Annotated in this window: 18 protein-coding genes; 11 read left to right on the top strand and 7 right to left on the bottom strand. The window is 66.6% G+C overall.

Annotated features, from left to right (window positions below; translation table 11 throughout):
• Window positions 1–2 precede the first annotated feature (2 nt).
• The 8 genes from R1L06_RS04505 (at window position 3) to hglS (ending at window position 9,419) form a co-directional block, all read left to right on the top strand.
• Complete coding sequence (locus R1L06_RS04505) at window positions 3–3,002, top strand: TonB-dependent receptor (protein ID WP_317217026.1); 3,000 nt, start codon at window positions 3–5, stop codon at window positions 3,000–3,002.
• A gap of 83 nt (window positions 3,003–3,085) precedes the next feature.
• On the top strand, window positions 3,086–4,639 hold the full coding sequence (locus R1L06_RS04500; protein WP_317217025.1) for a serine hydrolase domain-containing protein: 1,554 nt from the start codon (window positions 3,086–3,088) through the stop codon (window positions 4,637–4,639).
• Window positions 4,572–5,285 carry a M15 family metallopeptidase gene (locus tag R1L06_RS04495; RefSeq protein ID WP_317217024.1) on the top strand — a complete coding sequence of 238 codons (714 nt, stop codon included), beginning with the start codon at window positions 4,572–4,574 and terminating at the stop codon, window positions 5,283–5,285. The genes R1L06_RS04500 and R1L06_RS04495 overlap by 68 nt, the downstream gene beginning before the upstream one ends.
• 210 nt (window positions 5,286–5,495) lie before the next feature.
• Entirely contained in the window at window positions 5,496–5,867 is a 372-nt protein-coding gene (locus R1L06_RS04490) for a hypothetical protein (RefSeq protein ID WP_032968343.1), read from the top strand.
• A gap of 232 nt (window positions 5,868–6,099) precedes the next feature.
• Entirely contained in the window at window positions 6,100–6,510 is a 411-nt protein-coding gene (locus tag R1L06_RS04485; RefSeq protein WP_004139214.1) for an EF-hand domain-containing protein, read from the top strand.
• A 95-nt stretch (window positions 6,511–6,605) separates the two neighbouring features.
• Window positions 6,606–7,358: an HAD family hydrolase gene (locus R1L06_RS04480; protein WP_121504735.1), complete on the top strand. Its 753-nt coding sequence runs from the start codon at window positions 6,606–6,608 to the stop codon at window positions 7,356–7,358.
• Window positions 7,359–7,389: 31 nt separating this feature from the next.
• Window positions 7,390–7,878, top strand: coding sequence for a hypothetical protein (locus R1L06_RS04475; protein ID WP_317217023.1), 489 nt, complete (start codon window positions 7,390–7,392; stop codon window positions 7,876–7,878).
• 176 nt (window positions 7,879–8,054) lie between these two features.
• Window positions 8,055–9,419: a 2-oxoadipate dioxygenase/decarboxylase HglS gene (hglS, locus tag R1L06_RS04470; RefSeq protein ID WP_197617278.1), complete on the top strand. Its 1,365-nt coding sequence runs from the start codon at window positions 8,055–8,057 to the stop codon at window positions 9,417–9,419.
• Between the two features lie 134 nt (window positions 9,420–9,553).
• Here hglS and scpC read toward each other — a convergent pair whose 3' ends face one another.
• Window positions 9,554–11,068, bottom strand: a complete 1,515-nt coding sequence (gene scpC, locus R1L06_RS04465) for a succinyl-CoA:acetate CoA-transferase ScpC (protein WP_012509864.1) — start codon at window positions 11,066–11,068, stop codon at window positions 9,554–9,556.
• 384 nt (window positions 11,069–11,452) lie between these two features.
• On the opposite strand from scpC, the gene glnE reads away from it, so the two are divergent.
• Complete coding sequence (gene glnE / locus R1L06_RS04460) at window positions 11,453–14,248, top strand: bifunctional [glutamate--ammonia ligase]-adenylyl-L-tyrosine phosphorylase/[glutamate--ammonia-ligase] adenylyltransferase (protein WP_317217022.1); 2,796 nt, start codon at window positions 11,453–11,455, stop codon at window positions 14,246–14,248.
• Between the two features lie 362 nt (window positions 14,249–14,610).
• Here the strand turns inward: glnE and R1L06_RS04455 are convergent, their stop codons facing one another.
• The 6 genes from R1L06_RS04455 to R1L06_RS04430 all read right to left on the bottom strand — a co-directional run bounded on the left by R1L06_RS04455 (window position 14,611) and on the right by R1L06_RS04430 (window position 18,539).
• Entirely contained in the window at window positions 14,611–15,171 is a 561-nt protein-coding gene (locus tag R1L06_RS04455; protein ID WP_004139497.1) for a queuosine precursor transporter, read from the bottom strand.
• 75 nt (window positions 15,172–15,246) lie between these two features.
• Window positions 15,247–15,762 (bottom strand): hypothetical protein, encoded by a 516-nt coding sequence (locus R1L06_RS04450; RefSeq protein WP_317217021.1) that lies wholly within the window; start codon window positions 15,760–15,762, stop codon window positions 15,247–15,249.
• Between the two features lie 32 nt (window positions 15,763–15,794).
• A complete protein-coding gene (locus R1L06_RS04445; protein ID WP_004139502.1) occupies window positions 15,795–16,298 on the bottom strand; it encodes a hypothetical protein in 504 nt (167 codons plus the stop codon).
• A gap of 19 nt (window positions 16,299–16,317) precedes the next feature.
• Window positions 16,318–17,169 (bottom strand): DUF2145 domain-containing protein, encoded by an 852-nt coding sequence (locus R1L06_RS04440; protein WP_032130025.1) that lies wholly within the window; start codon window positions 17,167–17,169, stop codon window positions 16,318–16,320.
• 48 nt (window positions 17,170–17,217) lie between these two features.
• The gene (locus R1L06_RS04435; protein ID WP_004139505.1) at window positions 17,218–17,445 is read right to left on the bottom strand and encodes a hypothetical protein; all 228 of its coding nucleotides are present in this window, start codon (window positions 17,443–17,445) and stop codon (window positions 17,218–17,220) included.
• Between the two features lie 128 nt (window positions 17,446–17,573).
• The gene (locus R1L06_RS04430) at window positions 17,574–18,539 is read right to left on the bottom strand and encodes a mitochondrial fission ELM1 family protein (protein WP_317217020.1); all 966 of its coding nucleotides are present in this window, start codon (window positions 18,537–18,539) and stop codon (window positions 17,574–17,576) included.
• A gap of 120 nt (window positions 18,540–18,659) precedes the next feature.
• Between R1L06_RS04430 and R1L06_RS04425 the strand changes: the two genes are divergently transcribed.
• Window positions 18,660–19,250 carry a malonic semialdehyde reductase gene (locus R1L06_RS04425; RefSeq protein ID WP_004139510.1) on the top strand — a complete coding sequence of 197 codons (591 nt, stop codon included), beginning with the start codon at window positions 18,660–18,662 and terminating at the stop codon, window positions 19,248–19,250.
• 86 nt (window positions 19,251–19,336) lie between these two features.
• Window positions 19,337–20,044, top strand: a complete 708-nt coding sequence (locus tag R1L06_RS04420) for a YceI family protein (protein WP_317217019.1) — start codon at window positions 19,337–19,339, stop codon at window positions 20,042–20,044.
• Window positions 20,045–20,482: the final 438 nt, after the last annotated feature.

Genomic DNA, 20,482 nt, shown 5'->3' with positions numbered 1-20,482 from the left:
GGATGAAGGCTTACAGCATCAAGCGGGCGGCGTTGTGCGTCGCCCTGGGGGCGTGTCTGGGCATGATCGCGCCCAGCGCATTCGCACAGGATGGTTCGGTGGTTGGCCGGCTGGTGAGCGATGCAGGCCAAGTACCGGCCGGTGCCACGGTCTCCGTACGCAACCCCGCCACGGGGTTCGTCCGATCGGTGCAGGCCGACGCCAATGGCAGCTACCGCATCCCGTTGCTGCCGGTCGGTACCTACGAGATGGACGTAAGCCTGCCGGGCGGAGCGGCCAGCCGTGTTGGTCAGGTCACCGTCAGCCTTGGCAGTGCGACCACGGTGAATGTGCCGCTGGGTGCGGTCAGCACGCTGGGAACGGTCGAGGTACGTGCACCGCAGGTGGTGTCGATGGTGGATGTCAAGTCCACCGAATCGGCCACGAACATCACCCGCGAAGAGCTTTCGCGCCTGCCGGTGGACCGTGACATCACCGCCGTGGCACTGCTCGCGCCCGGCGCGGTGAAGGGCAAGGGCTCGTTGGGCGGCCAGGGCATTTCCTTCGGTGGTTCGTCCGTGGCCGAGAACACCGTCTACATCAACGGCCTGAACGTTACCGACTTCTACAACCGGGTCGGCTTTTCGTCGGTACCGTTCTCGTTCTACCAGGAATTCCAGGTCAAGACAGGCGGTTACTCGGTGGAGTTCGGGCGCAGCACCGGCGGTGTCATCAACGCAGTCACCCGCTCGGGCAGCAACGAGTTCAAGGCGGGCGCCGAGCTGGTGTTCGAACCGCGAGCCTGGCAGTCACAGGCACGCGACCGCTACGACGGCAGCGGCAGCCGCTACATCACCGCGAGCCGCGACGACTACAGTCGCAGTGCGCTGAACGTATTCGCGTCCGGTGCGTTGGTGCAGGACCGCTTGTTCTTCTTCGGCATGTACGAAGCTCGCGACTACCGGCCGACATCGACCAACGACGCTGGCACCCGCCTGAGCCAGGGCAAGGCCGATGATCCGTTCTGGGGCGGAAAGATCGACTGGCAGATCACCGACAACCAGATGCTGTCGCTGTTCGGCTTCTCGGACAAGAGCAAGACGCTCACCGATGTCTACGATTACGACTACGCCACGGGACAGGCTGCAGGTGAGCGCAGCAACCAGATCTACAACACGGTGGGCGGCAAGAACTGGTCCGGTACCTATAGCTGGCAGGTCAACAACGACCTGACCATGAAGCTGATGTATGGCGAGAACAAGCGCAACCGCATGCAGAGCTCGTTGATGGACGAGAACTGCAACCGTGTGTTCGACAACCGAACGGCCAGCCAGGGCGTGCCACCCTTGCTGCAGGGTGACCGCAGCTGCACCAGCAGCTCGCAGCTGGAATCAGCATTGGATACCCGCAAGGCCGCCCGCGCCGATTTCGAATGGACACTGGGCAATCACCTGCTGCGCTTCGGCATGGACCGCGAGGAAAATACCTCCGACTACAGCCGTGCCTACCCCGGTCCGGGCGGCCTGCGCTACGACATCTATGCGCGTACTCCGGGAAGTTCACTCAACGGCGGCGTGGTGCCGGCCAGTGGCCTGGTGGCGCGTACGCGCCGCTATGAGGTGGAGGGTGCATTTGAGACCATCAACTCGGCCTGGTACCTGGAAGACAACTGGCAGGTGACGCCGAACCTGCTGCTGAACATGGGCGTGCGCCTGGAAGCCTTCGACAACAAGGGCGGCGATGGCAGCAGCTACATCAAGATCGATGACATGGTGGCGCCACGTCTCGGCTTCTCGTGGGACGTGCGTGGCGATGGCACCACCAAGGTGTTTGGCAACCTGGGGCGCTACTTCCTGCCGGTGGCCAACGTCATCAACATCAAGCAGGCCGGTGGCTTCCTCGACGAACGCACCTGGTATGAGTTCCTGGGCTACAGCGGCGCGGCCAACAATGTGCCGGTGCTGGGCGCGCAGATCGGACCGGTGGACAATTCGCAGGGCGATGGCAGCGTGCCCGACCTGCGCGCTGAAGTGAACCGGGACATGGATCCGGTCTACCAGGATGAAGCGATCCTGGGCTTCCAGCAGATGATCAACGAGGCCTGGTCGGTTGGCGCCAGCGTGACTTACCGCCGCCTGCACAACGCCATCGATGACATGAACATCACCGCCACCGGCCAATGCGGTGCCATCGACGGGGTGTGGATCATGGGCAACCCGGGACGCACCAACACTGTCTGGGGCGACACCAACTGTGATGGCACCAATGATGGCTGGATCAACATCGACACATCCAGGGAAGGCTGGGCCCTGTACGACGATGATGGCAACTACGTGGGCCAGCGCGGCTGGGTAAAGCCCAAGCGCGACTACAAGGCGCTGGAACTGCAGGTCGACCGTGCGTGGGATGGCAAGTGGGGCTTCAACGCGTCCTATACCCTGGCCTATGGGCGCGGCAACGCCGAAGGCCCGGTCAACTCCGATACCGACTTCGCCGATGCCGGCCGCACCGAGAACTTCGACAACCCGTGGGTCAACTATCGCGGCTACGGCTACCTGGCCAACGATCGCCGCCATCAGTTCAAGTTCCGCGGCAGCTACGCGTTGACCGAGAACCTGAGCGTGGCCGCCACCCTGGGCGTACAGTCGGGCAGCCCGATCACGCGCTTCGGTGCCGGCAATCCTTTCGACGACACCGACTTCCACAGCTACTACGTGTGCGTGTCCAACTGCCAGGCGACGGTACCGTCCGAACGTGTGTTCGTGCATTCCCCGCGCGGTGGCGATGGGCGTACGCCGTGGACCTACGATCTGGACGTGAGTGTTTCGTACAAAGTGCCGATCCCCACCGACCTGCGCCTGAAGTTGGCGGTGTACAACGTTCTGAACCAGCAGCGCGTGGTGACCGTGGACCAGGATTACGAGCCGCAGGACAGCATCGGAACGCCGAACCCGATGTATGGTTATGGCACTGGATTCCAGTCACCGCGCTACGCACAGCTGACGGTGACCTGGAGCTATTGAGGACGCATCCATGCGCCGCCCTGCCGGGCGGCGCGGGTCTGTGATCGCCGGATATGATCCGGCACCGCCTGACGGAGACTGCCTTGCATCGTCTGTTGCTACTGGTCGCTGTACTGGCGAGCCCCGCTGCCCAAGCAGTGGATGGCGCACGACTGGATGCCGCCATCGCCTTTGTAGACCAGCACGAGCACCTGCCGGGGCTGGCGATGGCGGTGGTCGAGGATGGCCAGGTGGTCTATCGCCACACTGAAGGCGCGCGTGGTGACGGTGGCCGCATCGACGAGGACACGCTGTTCAAGATCGCCTCCAACAGCAAGGCGATGACCGCCGCGCTGCTGGCCACGCTGGTGCAGCAGGGCAAGCTGGGTTGGGCTGACCCGGTGCAGCGTCACCTGCCAGCGTTCCGCATGCATGACCCGTGGGTGGGCGAGCATCTGCAGGTACGCGATCTGCTGATCCACAACAGCGGCCTCGGCCTGGGTGCCGGCGACCTGATGCTGTGGCCTGAGCCCAATGCCTTCACCCGCAGCGACGTCATCGCCGGGCTGGCACACCTGAAACCGGTCACCAGTTTCCGCAGCGGCTATGCCTACGACAACCTGATGTACGTCGTTGCCGGTGAGGTGGCTGCGGCCGCCGGTGGCAAGCCCTATGACCAGCTGATGCGCGAGCGGGTGTTTGAGCCGCTGGGGATGACCCGCTGCCAGGTGGGCGCATGGTCGGTGAAGCAGATCGGCAATGTCGCCCAACCGCATGTGCGGCGCGATGGCCGCAACGTGGTGGTCGCTGGTGATGGAGCGCTCAGCCCCGATCTGACGTCGATGGCGGCCGGTGGCATCCGCTGTTCGCTGCGCGACATGACCCGCTGGATGCAGGTGCTGCTGGACCCGGCGCTGGTACCGGCGTGGTTGGGCGCCGAGCAGCGCCGCATGCTGTGGACGCTGCACATGCCAATGCCGCTGGGCGAGCGCCAACGCGACTGGGACAACACCCGTTTCTACGGCTATGGGTTGGGCTGGCGGGTGTCGGACATGGACGGGCACTGGAAAGTCGCCCATACCGGTACCCTGACAGGCATGTATTCCTCGCTGGCGCTGCTGCCGGACCGCAAGGTCGGTGTGGTGATACTGATCAACGGCGAGGCCGAAGACGCGCGTACCGCGCTGATGCAGTCGACGCTGAAACAGTTCACCGCGCCGGAAGACGCGCAGCATGTGGGGTACTACCTGGCGGAACTGGCGGCTGATCGGGCCGTGCGCGCCGCCACGGGGAGTCCTGTGCCCTCCACCAGGGGCGCACAACCGGCCGCCGTCACCGATCTGCAGCGCTGGCAGGGCCGCTACGCCGATCCCTGGCTGGGCCCGGCCTCGCTGTGCCCGGGCAAGGATGGCCTGCGCTTCAGCGTGGACAAGTCGCCCCGGCTGCAGGCCATGGTGCTGCAGTTGCAGGGGCGTTGGCTGCTGCGCTGGGATACGCTGGGCGAAGACGCACAGGCCTGGCTGCAGCCCGGTGACGGTGCGCCGCCCACACTGGACCTGCGTGCCATCGACCCGGACATCGACTTCAGCTATGACTTCCAGGACCTGCATTTCACTCGTACTGGCGACTGCCCTGGCAGCGAGCGCCAGCGCCGCTGAGCCGCCGCGTGTTTCGCCGGCCACCGATGCCGTCAGCGCCGGATTCGTGGAGATCCGCACGTTGTCGCCAGGCATCGAGATGGACATCCGCTACGCCGGCGCCAACAACTTCACCGGCGCGCGCGTGCCGGGTTACGAGGCGCCGTCCTGTTACCTGCTGGCGCCGGTGGCGAAGGCACTGGCACAGGTGGAACAGGACCTGCGCGCGGATGGCTTTGGCCTGCGCCTCTACGACTGCTACCGGCCGGTGCGTTCGGTGCAGGCCTTCATGGCCTGGGTGAACGATCCGCGCGAGCGCTCGCGCAAGGCTTTGCAGTACCCGGATCTGGACAAGCCACGGCTGCTGGCCGACGGCTACATCGCCGAGCGCTCCGGCCACAGTCGCGGTGCCACGGTGGATCTGGGGCTGCTGGATTGCGGCAGTGGTGCATGTACGCCGTTGGACATGGGCACCGACTTCGATTTCTTTGGGCCACGCGCGCATACGCAGACGAGCGGGCTGAGTGCTGCGCAGCAGGCGAACCGCAAGCAGCTGGTGCAGGCGATGGCACGCCGTGGTTTCGTCAACTATCCGCAGGAGTGGTGGCACTACACCCTGCAGCCCGAACCGGACCCGGGCACCGCATACGACGTCCCCGTGCGGTAGGGACATCGGCAGAGGGGCGCTGCTGTTGGTAGGTGTCGACCTTGGTCGACACGGTAGATCCACGCCATGCGTGGACGCCTTTCGTTCAATCATCGGAGTATTCGATTTCGATGGGGATTCATCCACGCATGGCGTGGATCTACCGGGGCTAACGGATTGGGTCCGAGGCAGATCCCTTACACTGGCCGCCTCTTCATCCCTGCCCACCCGATGAACCTTCCCCTGCACTTCGGCCTGCTCGGTACCCTCGAAGCGGGCGCCATCGCCCTGCTGGTCGGGCTGCTGGTGTACTTCCTGTGGTCGCAGCTGTGCCGGCTCCTGCACTGGACGGTTGGCCACGCGATCGGCTGGTCCTGCGTCATCGCCGTGATCATCTCTGCCGGCATCGATGCCTGGAAGCTGTTCTACATGGGCATCGTGCGTCTGGAGTCGCCGCTGTATGCGCGTCTTTTCCTCGCCACCATCCACGATCCGAACGAACTCGGCAGCCGCGTGGTGCTGGAAATCGCCGGCGCGCTCGCTGGTGTTGCCCTCGGCTGGGTGGTGTTCAGTTCGCGGTCATCGGCTCAGAACGTCGACTGACGCAGGTTTTTCGTTCGCTGCCGGTTAAATCAGGCAGCGCTGAATGCGCAGCTTATGAGCCACTCACTTCATGCTAACCACCGCGCTAAAGCATGCGCGTAGGCGAGTGGTTAATCGTGCGTGTTGACGCCGGTCGCGGGGCAAAATCGATTCAGAAAGGCGGTGGCAGGGTAGGTGCCGTGCGGAGACAACACGCCGCGCAACACCACCCAATTGGTAGGAGACACCCCTGATGACTATTCGCAACCGCAAGCCCCTGATCGCCCTGATCGTCGCCGCCGGCAGCGTGCTGGCCATTCCGGCGATGGCCCAGTCGGCCAAGCAGCAGGCCGCGCAGGCACAGAACGAGGCCGCGCAGGCGCAGCAGTCGGCGGCACAGGCAGGGCAGGCGGCTGACCAGGCGACCAACGCGGCCGCAGCGGCTTCGGCACAGGCCAATGGCGGTGGCCAGACCTGGGCCAGCATCGATACCGATGGCAACGGCACCATCAGCAAGACCGAGGCGCAGGTGAACGCTGGCCTGGCCCAGGTGTTCGACCAGGCCGATACCAACAAGGACGGCGAGCTGAGCGCCGATGAGTACAAGGCCTACGTGGCCGCCCAGCAGGCTGGTGCAGGTGCCGGCGCGGCGCAGGGCCGCTGATCCACGCCTGATTCGGGAAGACCGGTGCATGGGGACTCGGGCGGCTGCGGCCGCCCGGGTTTTTATCGTCACCAGCACCCCTGTATCCTTGTGCGATGAACACCTCCACGCCTGCGCCGTCGCGCGCCATCGGCCTGGTCGGTTTTGACGGTGACGATACGCTGTGGAAGAGCGAGGACTACTACCGCAAGGCCGAGCAGGATTATCTTGACCTGCTGTCGCGCTACGTCGACGTGCATGACACGCAGACCGCGCGCCACCTGCTGGAAGTGCAGCAGCGCCATCTGGGTACCTTCGGCTACGGCGTGAAGAGCATGACGCTGTCGATGATCGAAGCGGCCATCGACATCACCGGCCAGCGCATCGAGGCCAAGGACATCCAGCGCATCCTGGACATCGGCCACGACACCCTGCGCCACCCGGTCGAACTGATCGACGGTGTGCGCGAAGCGGTGGCGGCCATCGCCGAGCACTACCCGGTGGTGCTGATCACCAAGGGCGACCTGTTCCACCAGGAAGCGAAGATCAAGGTCGCCAACCTGGCCGAGCTGTTCCCGCGCATCGAGATCGTCTCCGAGAAGGACCCGGAAACCTACGCCCGCGTGCTGGCCGAATTCGACCTGCCGATGCAGCGCTTCGTGATGGTCGGCAACTCGCTGCGCTCGGACATCGAGCCGGTGGTGACCCTGGGCGGCTGGGGCGTGCATACGCCGTACGCAGTGACCTGGGCCCACGAGACCCAGCACGGCGTGGCCGACGACGAACCGCGCATGGTCACTGCCGATACCGCCCATGATTGGCCGGCCGCACTGGCCGCGATCGAGGCCAAGGCCTCGGCGGCGGCCTGACAGGACCCGGCGGCTGCGGCAGAATCGGGGCATGAACGTCCGACTGAGCGCGCTGTTGTTGTCCTTGCTGCTGGTGCCGGCCACCGTGCTGGCCCAGCAGACCGCCGAGCGTTCGGCGGCCTACACGGTGGAAACCGGTGACCGCTGGGTCGATGCCCAGCTGCAGGACATCAACCACTACGCCGAACGCTACCCCGACGCCTTCCTCGACGAGGTGTCGCGCTATGCCGAGGTGCCGCGCGGTTACATCAGCGCGCTGTTCACCACCCATGGCTGGCAGGCCGGGGATATCTACTTCGCCTGCTTCTGGGCCAAGGCCAGCGGCCAGACCTGCCGCGACAGCGTGCGCGCCTTCAGCCAGGACCCGGAGGGCGGCTGGGAGGCGGTGGTGAAGCGCATGCCGGCCAAGCCGGACAACCTGCACTACCGCGCGCTGCGCCACGCCATCGTGGCCAGCTACCAGCACTGGGACCGGCCGATCACCCTGGATGCCACCCTGAGGCGCCAGCTCAAGCGGTAGTGCCGGCCGCTGGCCGGCAGCTGGCCGGCAGCTGCATCATTCCAGGCATCCCGAGGTTGCCGGCCAGCGGCCGGCACTACCGGTTTGTTTCATGTTGCTCTGCATATCGCCGCCACCGCGCGCTCCGGCGACAATACGGGTCCGAGCTGTTCCCCGTTCCCGTAATCGAGTGACTGATGAGCGCCTCTTTCGTTTCGCCTGATGTGATCCGCCGCCTGTTCGCGCAGGCCATGTCCCGCATGTACCGCACCGAAGTGCCGCTGTACGGCACGCTGGTGGAACTGGTGGAGCGGATCAACGCGCAGGTGCTTGACCAGGACCCTGCGCTGGCCGCGCAGCTGCAGCGCAACGACGAGCGTGCGCGCCTGGATGAAGAGCGCCACGGCGCGATCCGCGTTGGTACCGTGCAGGAACTGGCCACGCTGCGCCGCCTGTTCGCGGTGATGGGCATGTACCCGGTGGGCTACTACGACCTGTCGGTGGCCGGCGTGCCGGTGCACTCCACCGCGTTCCGCCCGCTGACCGGCGCCGCGCTGGCGCAGAACCCGTTCCGCGTGTTCACCTCGCTGCTGCGCCTGGAGCTGATCGAAGACGAAGCGCTGCGTGCCGAATCGGCAAAGATCCTTGCACGTCGCCGCATCTTCACCGAGGGCGCGCTGGCGCTGATCGAGCAGGCCGAGCGTGACGGCGGGCTGTCGCAGGCCGATGCCGAGCGCTTCGTCGATGAAGCACTGGAAACCTTCCGCTGGCACGGCGATGCCACCGTCGATCTGCCGACCTACCACGCGCTGCACAACGCGCATCGGCTGGTGGCCGACGTGGTCAGTTTCCGTGGCCCGCACATCAACCACCTGACCCCGCGCACGCTGGATATCGACGCGGCGCAGGCGGCGATGATCGAGCATGGCATGGCGGCCAAGGCGGTGATCGAAGGCCCGCCGCGCCGTGCCTGCCCGATCCTGTTGCGGCAGACCAGCTTCAAGGCACTGGAAGAAGCCGTGCATTTCCCGGACAGCGAGGGTGGCGATGCCGGCACCCACACCGCGCGCTTCGGCGAGATCGAACAGCGTGGCCTTGCCCTGACCCCGAAGGGCCGCGCGCTCTACGACCAGCTGCTGTCGCAGGCACGCGATGCCGGTGGCGAAGGCAGCACCGGCGGCGACTACGGCCAGCGCCTGCAGGCGGTGTTCGCCAGCTTCCCGGATGACCATGACACGCTGCGCCAGGAAGGCCTGGGCTATTACCGCTACCAGCTGACCGATGCCGGCCGCGCCGCGCCGGAGCGCGTGGCCGATCTGCCGGCTGAAGTACTGGTGGCCGCGGGCCTGGCCACGGCCGACCCGATCGTCTACGAGGATTTCCTGCCGGTCAGCGCCGCGGGCATCTTCCAGTCGAACCTGGGCGGTGAAGAACAGCGTGCGTATGCCGCACACGCCAACCGCGAGGCCTTCGAGCAGGCGCTGGGCGTGGCGGTGAATGACGAGTTCGAGATCTACGAGCGGCTGCAGGCCGAATCGTTGGCGAGCCTGCGCACCGCGTGAAGGTAGAGCCGGCCAGCGGCCGGCTCTACCCGATGTCCGTGCCTGGGGTCATGGCGCTGCCCTCTGTAGAGCCGAGCCATGCTCGGCTGCCGAGAAAAGCAGTCGAGCATGGCTCGACTCTACAAAAGCGGGTCTCAGCCTTTCATCGTGCCGGTATCCAGCCAACGCTGGTGCCACGACAACGCTTCCGGCAGCAGATGCGGGGTGTGCTTGCCGTAGCTCTCGCGGCTGGCACGGTCGAAGTAGTCCTGCAGCTGCGGGCGGAAATCCGGGTGCGCGCAGTTGTCGATCAGCACCTGCGCGCGCTTGCGCGGGGTCAGGCCACGCAGGTCGGCCAGGCCCTGTTCGGTGACGATCACCGACACGTCGTGTTCGGTGTGGTCCACGTGGCTGGCCATCGGCACGATCGCCGAGATGGTGCCGTTCTTCGCGGTGGACGGGCTCAGGAACGCCGACAGGAAGCCGTTGCGGGCGAAGTCACCGGAACCGCCGATGCCGTTCATGATCCGCGTGCCCATCACGTGCGTCGAATTGACGTTGCCGTAGATGTCCACCTCGATCATGCCGTTCATGCCGATGCAGCCGAGGCGGCGCACCAGTTCCGGATGGTTGGAGATCTCCTGCGTGCGCATGATGATGCGCTCGCGGTAGAAATCGATGTTCTCCTTGAACGTCTCGTTGGCCTGCGGGCTCAGCGCGAAGCCGGTGCACGAGGCATAGCTCAGCACGCCGTCACGCAGCAGGTCGAGCATGCCGTCCTGGATTACTTCGGTGAACGCGGCCAGGTCGCGGAAGCCGCTCTTGGCCAGGCCGGCCAGCACCGCGTTCGGAATATTGCCCACGCCCGACTGCAGCGGCAGCAGGTTCGGCGGCAGACGGCCCTTCTTCACTTCATGCTTGAGGAACTCGATCAGGTGCGAAGCGATCTGCTCGCTGGTCGCATCGATCGGGCTGAACGGGCTGTTGCGGTCCGGGCCGTTGGTGCGCACCACGGCCACGATCTTGTCCGGGTCGCAGCGCAGCGCGGTGTCGCCGATGCGGTCGTTGGCGTTCACCAGCGGAATCGGCTTGCGGTGCGGCGGCAGCGCGGTGCCGTAGTAGATGTCATGCATGCCGTCGACGCCGGCCGGCTGCCATTCGTTGACCTCGACGATCACCTTCTTGGCCAGGTCCAGCCAGGTCTTGTTGTTGCCGACCGAGGTGGAGGGCACCAGCGAACCGTCTTCGCGGATGGCCGAGACTTCGATCACGGCGGTATCGATCTCGCCATAGAAACCGAACCACACGTGCTGGGCCACGTGGCTGAGGTGGATGTCGATGTAATCCAGCTTGCCCTCGTTGATGCGGTTGCGCGCATCCGGGTCGCTCTGGAACGGCATGCGCATGGCGATGCCATCGGCCTTGGCCAGCGCGCCATCGAGTTCCGGCGCGGTGGAGGCGCCAGTCATCAGGCTGATCTGGAAGGGCTGGCCCTGGGCATGCACCGCTTCGATGCGGCGGGCCAGTTCGACGGGAACGGCCTTGGGATACCCGGAGCCGGTAAAGCCGCTCATGGCCACGGTTTCACCGGGCTGGATCAGCGCGGCTGCGGCCTCCGCGGAGACCACGCGGTCACGAAGACGCGCGTTGGCGATGCGATCAACAGACATGACGACACGTGTTGCTGGGGGGAATTCCGATTATCGGCCATCCTCATCCGTACGGGGGGTTCTACCTTCGTGGAATGGCTTTTCCCGCAGGGGTCACCCAAACCCGCCGGTTTTGTTTTGCAGTGCAGCGTGCAAAGTGCTTTCGCAGCCCGCACGATGGACCTGCATCCCGACGTGGGGGAGGGAGCAGAGCCCGCTGGCAGTTCGCTGCAAGCGGGCTTTTTTATTGCCTGTCGTCCAGTATGAATACGCGGTCTCCATTATCGGTAGTGCTGGCCGCTGGCCGGCAACCCCAGCAACCTTCGGCAGGATCGTCGGATCTGCCGGCCAGCGGCCGGCACTACCGGGTCCGTTGCGTCCCGGCCGGGTCGATACAATCAGCCCATGAGCCTCGCCACCGCTGACCTGCCCGCCACCCTGCAGCCTCTTGTCGACCGCGCCTTGGCGCGCCTGGCCCAGGTCCTGCCCGAGCCCATCCCGGCCAACCTGCTGCCGTTGCTGACCCGGCTGGCGGTGAGCAGCGACTTCGCGCTGGACACCCTGGTGCGGCAACCGGCCTTGCTGGCACAGCTGGCCGCGCCCGGCTGCCCGCCGATCCCGGCGCCGGTGCTCGATCCGCTGCAGCCCAGCGACTGGCCGGCGCAGATCCGGCGCTGGCGCACGGCAATGTCCACACGGCTGATCTGGCGTGACCTGGCCGGCCTCGACGACGTGCCGCAGACCCTCGCCGGTGCCACCACCTTGGCCGAGGACTGCCTGCGGCTGGCACTGGACGCCCTGCAGCAGGAATTCGCCCAGCGTCACGGCGTCATCGCCGATGAACACGGCATCCCGCAGCAGCTGGTGGTGTTCGGCCTTGGCAAGCTGGGCGGTGGCGAGCTCAACTTCAGTTCCGATGTGGATCTGGTCTACGCCTATCCGCAGGGCGGTGAATCCGATGGACCGCGTCCGTTGGCGGCGGAAGAATATTTCGCCCGTCTCGGCCAGCGCCTGGCCAAGCTGCTGGATGAAACCACCGTCGATGGCTTCAGCCACCGCGTCGACCTGCGCCTGCGTCCGTTCGGCAGCGCCGGCCGCGTTGCACTCTCGTTCGCGGCGATGGACCAGTATTTCCAGCGCGAGGGCCGTGATTGGGAGCGCTATGCCTGGCTGAAGGCGCGCGCGGTGGCCGGCGATATCGAGGCCGGTGAGGCGTGGCTGCAGACCCTGCGCCCGTTCGTGTACCGCCGCTACCTAGATTTCACCGCGCTAGACGGCCTGCGCGAAATGAAGGCGGCCATCACCGCTGAAGTCGCACGCCGCGAACTGCACGACGACATCAAGCGCGGTGCCGGTGGCATCCGCGAGATCGAATTCCTGTGCCAGGCGCTGCAGCTGATCCGCGGTGGTCGCGAACCGGCATTGCGCGAGCGTCGGCTGCTGGTGGCGCTGGACGCACTGGTGGCCGCCGGGCAGATCGCGCCCGAGGATGGCAGCGCGCTGCGCGAGGCCTACCTGTTCCTGCGCCGGCTGGAAAATCGCCTGCAGATGCTGCGCGACGCGCAGACTCACGTGCTGCCCAGCGACGCACTTGACCGCGAACGCATCGCCGTCGGGCTCGGCTATCCGGACTGGGAGGTGCTGCGCGCGGCGCTGGCCGAACAGCAGCAGCGCGTCAGTACTGAATTCGCCGCGCTGCTGGCACCGCGCAAGGGCCAGGCCGCGCCCGATGCACTGGCCAACTACTGGCGCAGCCTGCCCGAAGGCAGCAACGCACCGCTGCTGGCCGAAGCCGGTTTCCTCGATGCCAACGGCGCCGACCAGTCGCTACGCGATTTCGCCCAGGGCACCGGCGTGAAGTCGTTGTCCGATGCCGCGCGTGCGCGGCTGGATCGCGTGCTGCCCGCGCTGCTGCATGCGGCCACGCGTTCACCGCAGCCGGATGCCGCGCTCAAGCGCGTGCTTGGCCTGCTGCAGGCGGTGCTGCGCCGGACGAGCTATCTCGCCTTGCTGGACGAACAGCCCAGCGCACTGGCGCGGTTGGTGGACGTGCTGGCGCGCAGCGCGCTGCTGGCCGAACGGTTGGCGGCGTATCCGCTGCTGCTGGACGAACTACTGGACGTGCGCGTGTCCGGGCCGATGCCCGATGCCGCCGGCATGCTGGCGGAGTGCCAACAGGTACTGGCGGTGGAAGATCCGGAATCCGCACTGCGCTGGCTCAATGAAACGCGGCTGGCACTCAGCTTCCGCATGGCGATGGCCACGCTGGATGGCCGCCAGGGTGCGGTGGACAGCACGCGTCAACTGGCCGAGCTGGCGCAGGCCGTGGTGGTCACCGTGTTGGCGATGGCCGAAGCGGACATGCATGCCGCACACGGCGAGATTCCCGGCGGGCGCTTCGCGATCATCGGCTACGGCAGCCTTGGTGGGCTTGAGCTGGGCTTCGGTTCCGATCTGGACCTGGTGTTCCTGCACGACAACCCGGCCGGCGTGGATGCCAGTGATGGCGCGCGTCCGCTGGAGCCGGGGCGCTGGTATGCGCGCCTGGCGCAGAAGGTGATGGCGCTGCTTGGTGCGGTCACCGCCGCCGGGCGCCTGTACGACATCGACGTGCGCCTGCGCCCGGATGGCGGCAAGGGTTCGCTGGTGTCTTCGTTGGCCAGTTACACCGAATACCAGCGCGAACGCGCGTGGACCTGGGAACACCAGGCGCTGGTGCGCGCGCGTGGCGTGGCCGGCGATGCCAGCCTGCTGGCCGACTTCGAGCAGGTGCGTGCGCAGACGCTTGGGCGTGAGCGCGACACGGGTGTGCTGTACGCGGACGTGCTGAAGATGCGCGGCCGCATGCGCACCGAACTTGACCGCAGCGATGCCGCGCGACTGGACCTGAAGCAGGGTGCCGGTGGCGTGGTGGACCTGGAGTTCCTGCTGCAGACCGGCGTGCTCGCGCGCAGTGCGCAGCACGTGGCGTTGCTGCAGCCGCGCGATACGCCATCGTTGATCGATGCGTTGGCCGTTGCTGGTTTCCTGCCGGAAGACACGGCGCAGGCATTGCATGGAGCACATGCCACGCTGCTGGACGTGGGTCTGGCTTGCACCCTGGACCGGCGCCCGCGACTGGCACCGACCACGCCCGCGATTGAAGAGGCATGTGCCGCGATTACCGCCGCGTGCATTGCCGCGGAGCTGCCATTCGCCTGAGTGGGTGCAAATGCTGCAACAACTTTGGGTGGGTACCGACCGTTGGTCGGCACCATCTGTCGGCAGCGATGGGTTCTGCAGGGCGTGCCGACCAACGGTCGGCACCCACCGGATCAATGGCCGGCGATGACCCGCTGTTGGTAGATGCCAACCTTGGTTGGCATGAATGCAAAGCGCCAACCAAGGTTGGCAGCTACCAGATCAATGGCTCGGCGATGGTCGCCGTTGGTAGGTGCCGACCGTTGGTCGGCACCATCTGTCAGCAGCGATGAACGCTGAAGGATCGTGCCGACCAACGGTCGGCACCCACCGGGTTCAAGGTGTGTGCCAACCAAGGTTGGCACCTACCAGAGCAACGGCGGTCAGCTGGTGGTGCGCAGCGGCGCCATCTTCCACAACAGCGCGCGGAACGGGGCCAGCAGGCAGACGCCGATCGCCAGCTTCACCGCCAGGTCGCCGGCAGCCCAGCTCACCCACGGCAGGGTCGAACCGGCAAACGCGATCGACCAGAAAATGGTGGTATCCACCGTCGCGCTGCAGGTGGTGGCCACCATCGGTGCGCGCCACCAGCTGCCACGCCGCAGGCGGTCGAACACGGTGATGTCCAGCAGCTGCGCCACGATGAAGGCCGAGCACGAGGCAATGGCGATGCGCGGGGTGGCCACCCAGATCGACAACAGCACCGCCACCGCGAAACCGATCCACGCCACGCGGCGGGCGGGGCCCGGGCCGAAGCGGCGGTTGATCAGGTTGCTGACCAGGAACGCGACCGGGTAACTGAAAGCACCCCAGGTCAGCCAATCGTTGATCGGGTACTGCACCAGTACGTTGGACAGCAGCACCACCGCGCCCATGGCCAGCACCGCCAGCACCAGGGCGCGGGCGGTCAACGGGGCAAACACAGGGGCAGGACGCACGGACATGGCGAGCCAGGGGGACAAAGGGGATCGCCCATTATCCGCCCGGCTCGCGGCAATGCCAAAACCGGCCGTTCAGCTTTACAGCGTTTCGCTCATCACATCGCCGGCGGCGTAGGCGGTCGGCACATAGGCCAGCGCCTGGCCCTGCGCGCTCTTCACGGTCCAGCCGGCACCCGCGTCGGTCGGGTCGAAGCGCACCTGCTGGCCGACGACGAAACCGGCAATCGGATCATCGCCTGCAGCCGCCGGCCATTGCAGCGTTGCGGTCTGGTCGGCCTTGCCGGGCACCTGCAGGTGCACCTGGCGATCACCGGCTGGCGTGGTGGCGACCTGCTTCACTTCCATCGGTGGCAGCGGCACCGCCGGCGTGCGTGCGGCGACCTTGCCGTTGCGCTCGCTGGCCTTGAACGGGGCCTTGGACAGTTCGGCCAGTCCCATCGACGTGGCCAACGGAATCGACAGCACGATCAGCGACGTGACCAACACGCTGGTCTGGCCGCTGTTCAACTGCGGCGCGGCGCCGGCATGGACGGTGGGCACCACCAGCGCCGAAAGCAGCAGGGCAGTGGCGGGAACGCGCAGGTAACGGAACATGGAGACCTCCTGGTCAGGGTGGGGACGGCGGCTCAGCGCCGGGTATCGAAGATGTCGCGCGGGCCGGTGGCCTCGGGCAGGTATTCCAGTGGACGGCCCTGGTTGTCCTTCAACTGCCAGCCCTGGTCGGCGCCGGTCGGTTCGAAGTTCACGGTCTGGCCCACGGTGAACTGCACGGCGGGATCGCCGATGCCGCGCGGGTACTGCATCGATGCGGTGTTCTGCGGATCGTTGGCATCGCGCAGCAGCACTTCGCGGCGGCCATCCACGGTGGTGGCGATCGCGCTCACCTGCATCTGCGGCAGCTTGATCTGCTGCGGGCGGGCCAGCGGCTGGCCAGCATCGGCGGCATCCTGGGCTTCCTTCGCCGCCGCCGCGCGGGCCGACGTCACCATCTGTGTGGACATCTCCAGGCTCGGTCCCTGCGGACCCGGGTCATGGATGATCACGATGCGGCGCTCTGCATGAGCGGCCGTGGACCAGGCCAGGCTTGCGACGATCAGCATCGGCATCAGGACGGCGGGCAGGGTACGCATGTCGTTCTCCTTGCTGGATTCAGGGCGTGGCGGCGGCAGCACCAGCTACCGGCACGTGAGGGATCACCAGTTCCTGCTGCAGCTGGCTGCGCTGGTGCAGGAAGTCGAACACCGATTCCACCGTCACCACCGAATAGTTGCCGGAGATGCGCTCGCCGGCCGGATGGTCAGTGGTGGTGGCGTTGGCCACGAACAGGCGCGCACCCACGCGCTTGCCGAGGCCGATATGCAGCACGCTGGGCTGGTACTTCTGCTGGCGCAGCCACTGCTGCGCCTGTTCGCGCTTGACGATGGCCGGCGCGCCTTCGGTCTGCGCCATCGCCGCGGCCAGCACCTCCAGCACCCACTGGTTGGAGTTCTGGTAGTCGGTGGCAAACGGGTAGGCAACCACGTTGTATTTGGTTTCGTGCAGCGCCTTCGGCTGGATCGACGGCGACACCAGCATCGCTTTCAACGCGGCACGCAGCGGCGCCGAGGGCACGCCGATGCGCAGGTCGGTATGGCCGCCGCTCTCGCCGACGAAGTTGCCCAGCCCTTCGTGGTACAGCTGCGAGCTGTCGGTCTTGCAGCGGTTGAGCAGGTGCATCGCGCGCCAGCGGCCATTGTCCTCACGCACCAGGAAGGCCAGGTGGCTGTGGCGCAGGCCGTAGCGGCTCAGGTCCTGGCCACCGCGCGCGGCCACCACCACGTCCACATCGGGCAGCGCGTCCAGGCGCTCAGCGGTGGTCCAGGCCACGTCCAGCATCGCCGCCTGCGCGGCCACGCTCGGGTAGCGCTCGCGGCATTCGGTGCTGTTGGCCCAGGCCGGTGCGGTCGCCAGCAGGCTGGCGATCAGCAGCGCGGCGCGCGGCAGGTGGGAGAAACGATCCATGTCGATACCTTCAACGGCGGGCAGGCCCGCGCGCCGATCATACGCTGCTCAGCGCAGGGGACGATCCACGCCCTTGCGCTGGAGCTCCTTGTCGCAGGCATCGCTGATCGGGGCCACCGGCAGCGGCGGGCGCTGGCCCTTCGGATCGCGCAGCGCCGGTTGTTCGCGGTACGCGTCCAACTGCTGCTGGCATTGATACGAAATCGGATCCAGCTCGGTGGGCGTGGTGGAGCAGGCCGCGAGCAGGGCCAGGGGCAGCAGGAGCAAGGTACGCATGAAGACGTTCAGAGTGATGGGGGAAGCTGGACTCTAACCGCGGTACCGGATCGAAATGTTCAGAAATCGCTGGGCACCCGGCATTACCGTGATGCCAGGCGCCCAGGATTGCCGGCCAGCGGCCGGCACTACCCCAATGCCAGGCGCTGTTTCACTTCTGCCGCGATCCGCGCGGTCTCGCGCAGTGGCTCGATGCGGTCGTACTGCCAGTCCAGCCAGTGCGCCTGCAGCCGGCCGCGCTCGCGCAGCTGCTGCTGGAAACGCGCCAGCCGGCCCTGCACGGTATCGGCCAGCGCCACCATCACCGGCATGCGCGTGGCGCAGGCTTCAGACAGCAGGTTCACCGAATCGGGCGAGACCACCACGCGGTTGGCCCAGCCGAGCAGGCCGCCATAAGGATTCGTACCGTCGCCGCCGTCGCCCCAGATCACGTGCGGCAGGTCGGCGAACGTCGCGCGCAGGATCTCGGCCAAGGCCGGTGGCGTGCGCCGCGAGGTGGTGGCCAGCAGGCTGCCGCCCTCGCTGCGGATCTGCTCGGCCAACGCCTGGAACACGCCCACCATCGCGGTATCGTCCCAGGGCGCCAGCGGCGTCGGACCGCCCACCAGCAGCGCGGTGCGCGGGCCGGGCAGGGTACTGAAGCCAGCGAACGCGGCGCGGCCCCAGGCCAGCCAGTCGTCATCCACCGGGTTGAGGCTGCCGAGAAGGGTCAGCACGTTGCTGCCACGCAGGGCATCGTGTTCGGGCACCACCACCATGTCCCAGTGGCGGGCATTGATGCGCGGGTCGAGGATCTGCACCACCTGGCTGCCACGTGCGCGCAGCACGCGCAGTGCGCCGGCGGCCTGGCGGCCACAGCCGATCGCAAGCGGCGGTGCGTCCGCGGCCAGCGTCGCGAATGCCTCGCCGTAGCCGTTCACATCACCGGGCAGCCTCCGCGGCGACAGCCAGCGCCAGGGTGCGCGGGGCTGCAGGACCAGCGGCCGATGGGTGCCCTGGCGCAGCGCAGAGGCCAGCGCGACCGCCTGGCGGACATTGCCCGCACGGCCGTCCGTGACCGTCCAGGGCGCACTCGATCGTTTCACCTGTGGCATTAATTCGTTTCAGCCCTGCTGGGTGTTGCAACAGTCGCGACACTCTACACTGCGGCTCGTCGTTTCGCCCCGCGCCGCCCGCGGGCACTGACTTCCCTTAGCCGCCCTGGAGATCCACCGATGTCCCACGCGCTCGACGCTGCTGCCCTCGACCAGCTGTTCCGTACTGCCCGCACCCAGAACGCTTTCCTCGACAAGCCGGTCCCGGCCAGCCTGCTGCAGGAACTGTATGACCTGGTGAAGTGGGGCCCGACCGCCGCCAACACCACGCCGGCCCGTTTCGTCTTCGTCACCTCGAAGGAAGCCAAGGCCAAGCTGGCCCCGGCCCTGTCCGAAGGCAACCACGACAAGACCATGGCCGCCCCGGTAACCGTCATCATCGGCTTCGACCTGGACTTCCACGAGAAGCTGCCGTACCTGTTCCCGCACACCGATGCCAAGGCCTGGTTCGACGGCCCGCAGGAAGGCCGCCACGAAGCCGCCATCCGCAACGGCAGCCTGCAGGGCGCCTACCTGATCCTGGCCGCACGCGCGCTGGGGCTGGATGCCGGCCCGATGTCGGGCTTCGATGCAGCCAAGGTGGATGAAGCCTTCTTCGCCGGCACCTCCATCAAGTCGAATTTCCTGGTCAACCTGGGTTACGGTGACTCGGCGGGCCTGTTCCCGCGTCTGCCGCGCCTGTCGTTCGACGAAGCGGCGCGCATCGCGTAAGTCGTTGTATCGGTTTCGGGCCTGCCGTTCCGTGGCAGGCTCTTGCTGCACCGTGTACCCACCCTACGATCCGGAGAGTTCCTCAGATGAGCGCCACCCGTAAACTGCTGCTGCCGCTGGCCCTGACGCTGGCCATCGCCGCCTGCTCCAAGCCGGCCGACACCGCTGCCCCGGCCGCCGATGCCGCCGCCCCGGCCACCACCGAGCAGGCCGCCACCCCGGCCGCCGATGCCGCTGCTGCCGCGCCGGCCGCCGAAGCGATCAAGATCGCCTCGGGCACCTACAAGCTGGACCCGACCCACACCGACGTGCTGGCCCAGTGGAGCCACTTCGGCTTCTCCAACCCGAGCGCACACTTCGGCAACGTTGAAGGCACCCTGGTGTACAACGCCGAAGACGTGACCAAGTCCACCGTGGAAGTGAAGCTGCCGCTGAGCGGCCTGAACAGCTTCACCGCCAAGTTCGACGAGCACCTGAAGAGCGCCGACTTCTTCGACGCCGCCAAGTTCGCCGATGCCACCTTCAAGAGCACCAAGGTGGAAGCTGCTGGCACCAACAAGCTGACCGTCGCCGGTGACCTGACCATCAAGGGCATCACCAAGCCGGTCACCCTGGACGTCACCGTCAACGGCGGCGGCGAGCACCCGATGGCCAAGGTTCCGGCCGCCGGCTTCGATGCCACCACCACCCTGAAGCGCAGCGATTTCGGCGTCGGCGCCTACGCCCCGAACGTCAGCGATGAAGTGAAGATCCGCATCACCACCGAAGCCACCGGCGAAAAGCCGGCCGCTTGATGCACCCCGCTCACTCGTCGTGAGAAGGCAGAAGGCCCGCTGAAAAGCGGGCCTTCTTTTTGGGGCGTGGGGGACGCCTTGGTAGATGCCAACCTTGGTTGGCACACGAGCATTTCGCAGGCCAACCAAGGTTGGCCGCTACCGGTTCATGCAGGGCGGGAGAGTGCTTTGGTAGATGCCAACCTTGGTTGGCGCACGAGCACTTCGCGGGCCAACCAAGGTTGGCCACTACCGGTTCATGCAGGGCGGGAGAGTGCTTTGGTAGATGCCAACCTTGGTTGGCGCACGAGCACTTCGCGGGCCAACCAAGGTTGGCCACTACCGGTTCATGCAGGGCCGGAGAGTGCTTTGGAAGGTGCCAACCTTGGTTGGCACACGAGCATTTCGCGGGCCAACCAAGGTTGGCCACTACCGGTTCATGCAGGGCCGGAGAGTGCT

It is taken from the genome of Stenotrophomonas mexicanensis (assembly GCF_032911605.1).
Taxonomy (GTDB): Bacteria; Pseudomonadota; Gammaproteobacteria; order Xanthomonadales; family Xanthomonadaceae; genus Stenotrophomonas; species Stenotrophomonas maltophilia_A.
The sequence above is the reverse complement of the archived record's forward strand: the minus strand, read 5'-3'. Positions and strand labels throughout refer to the sequence as shown.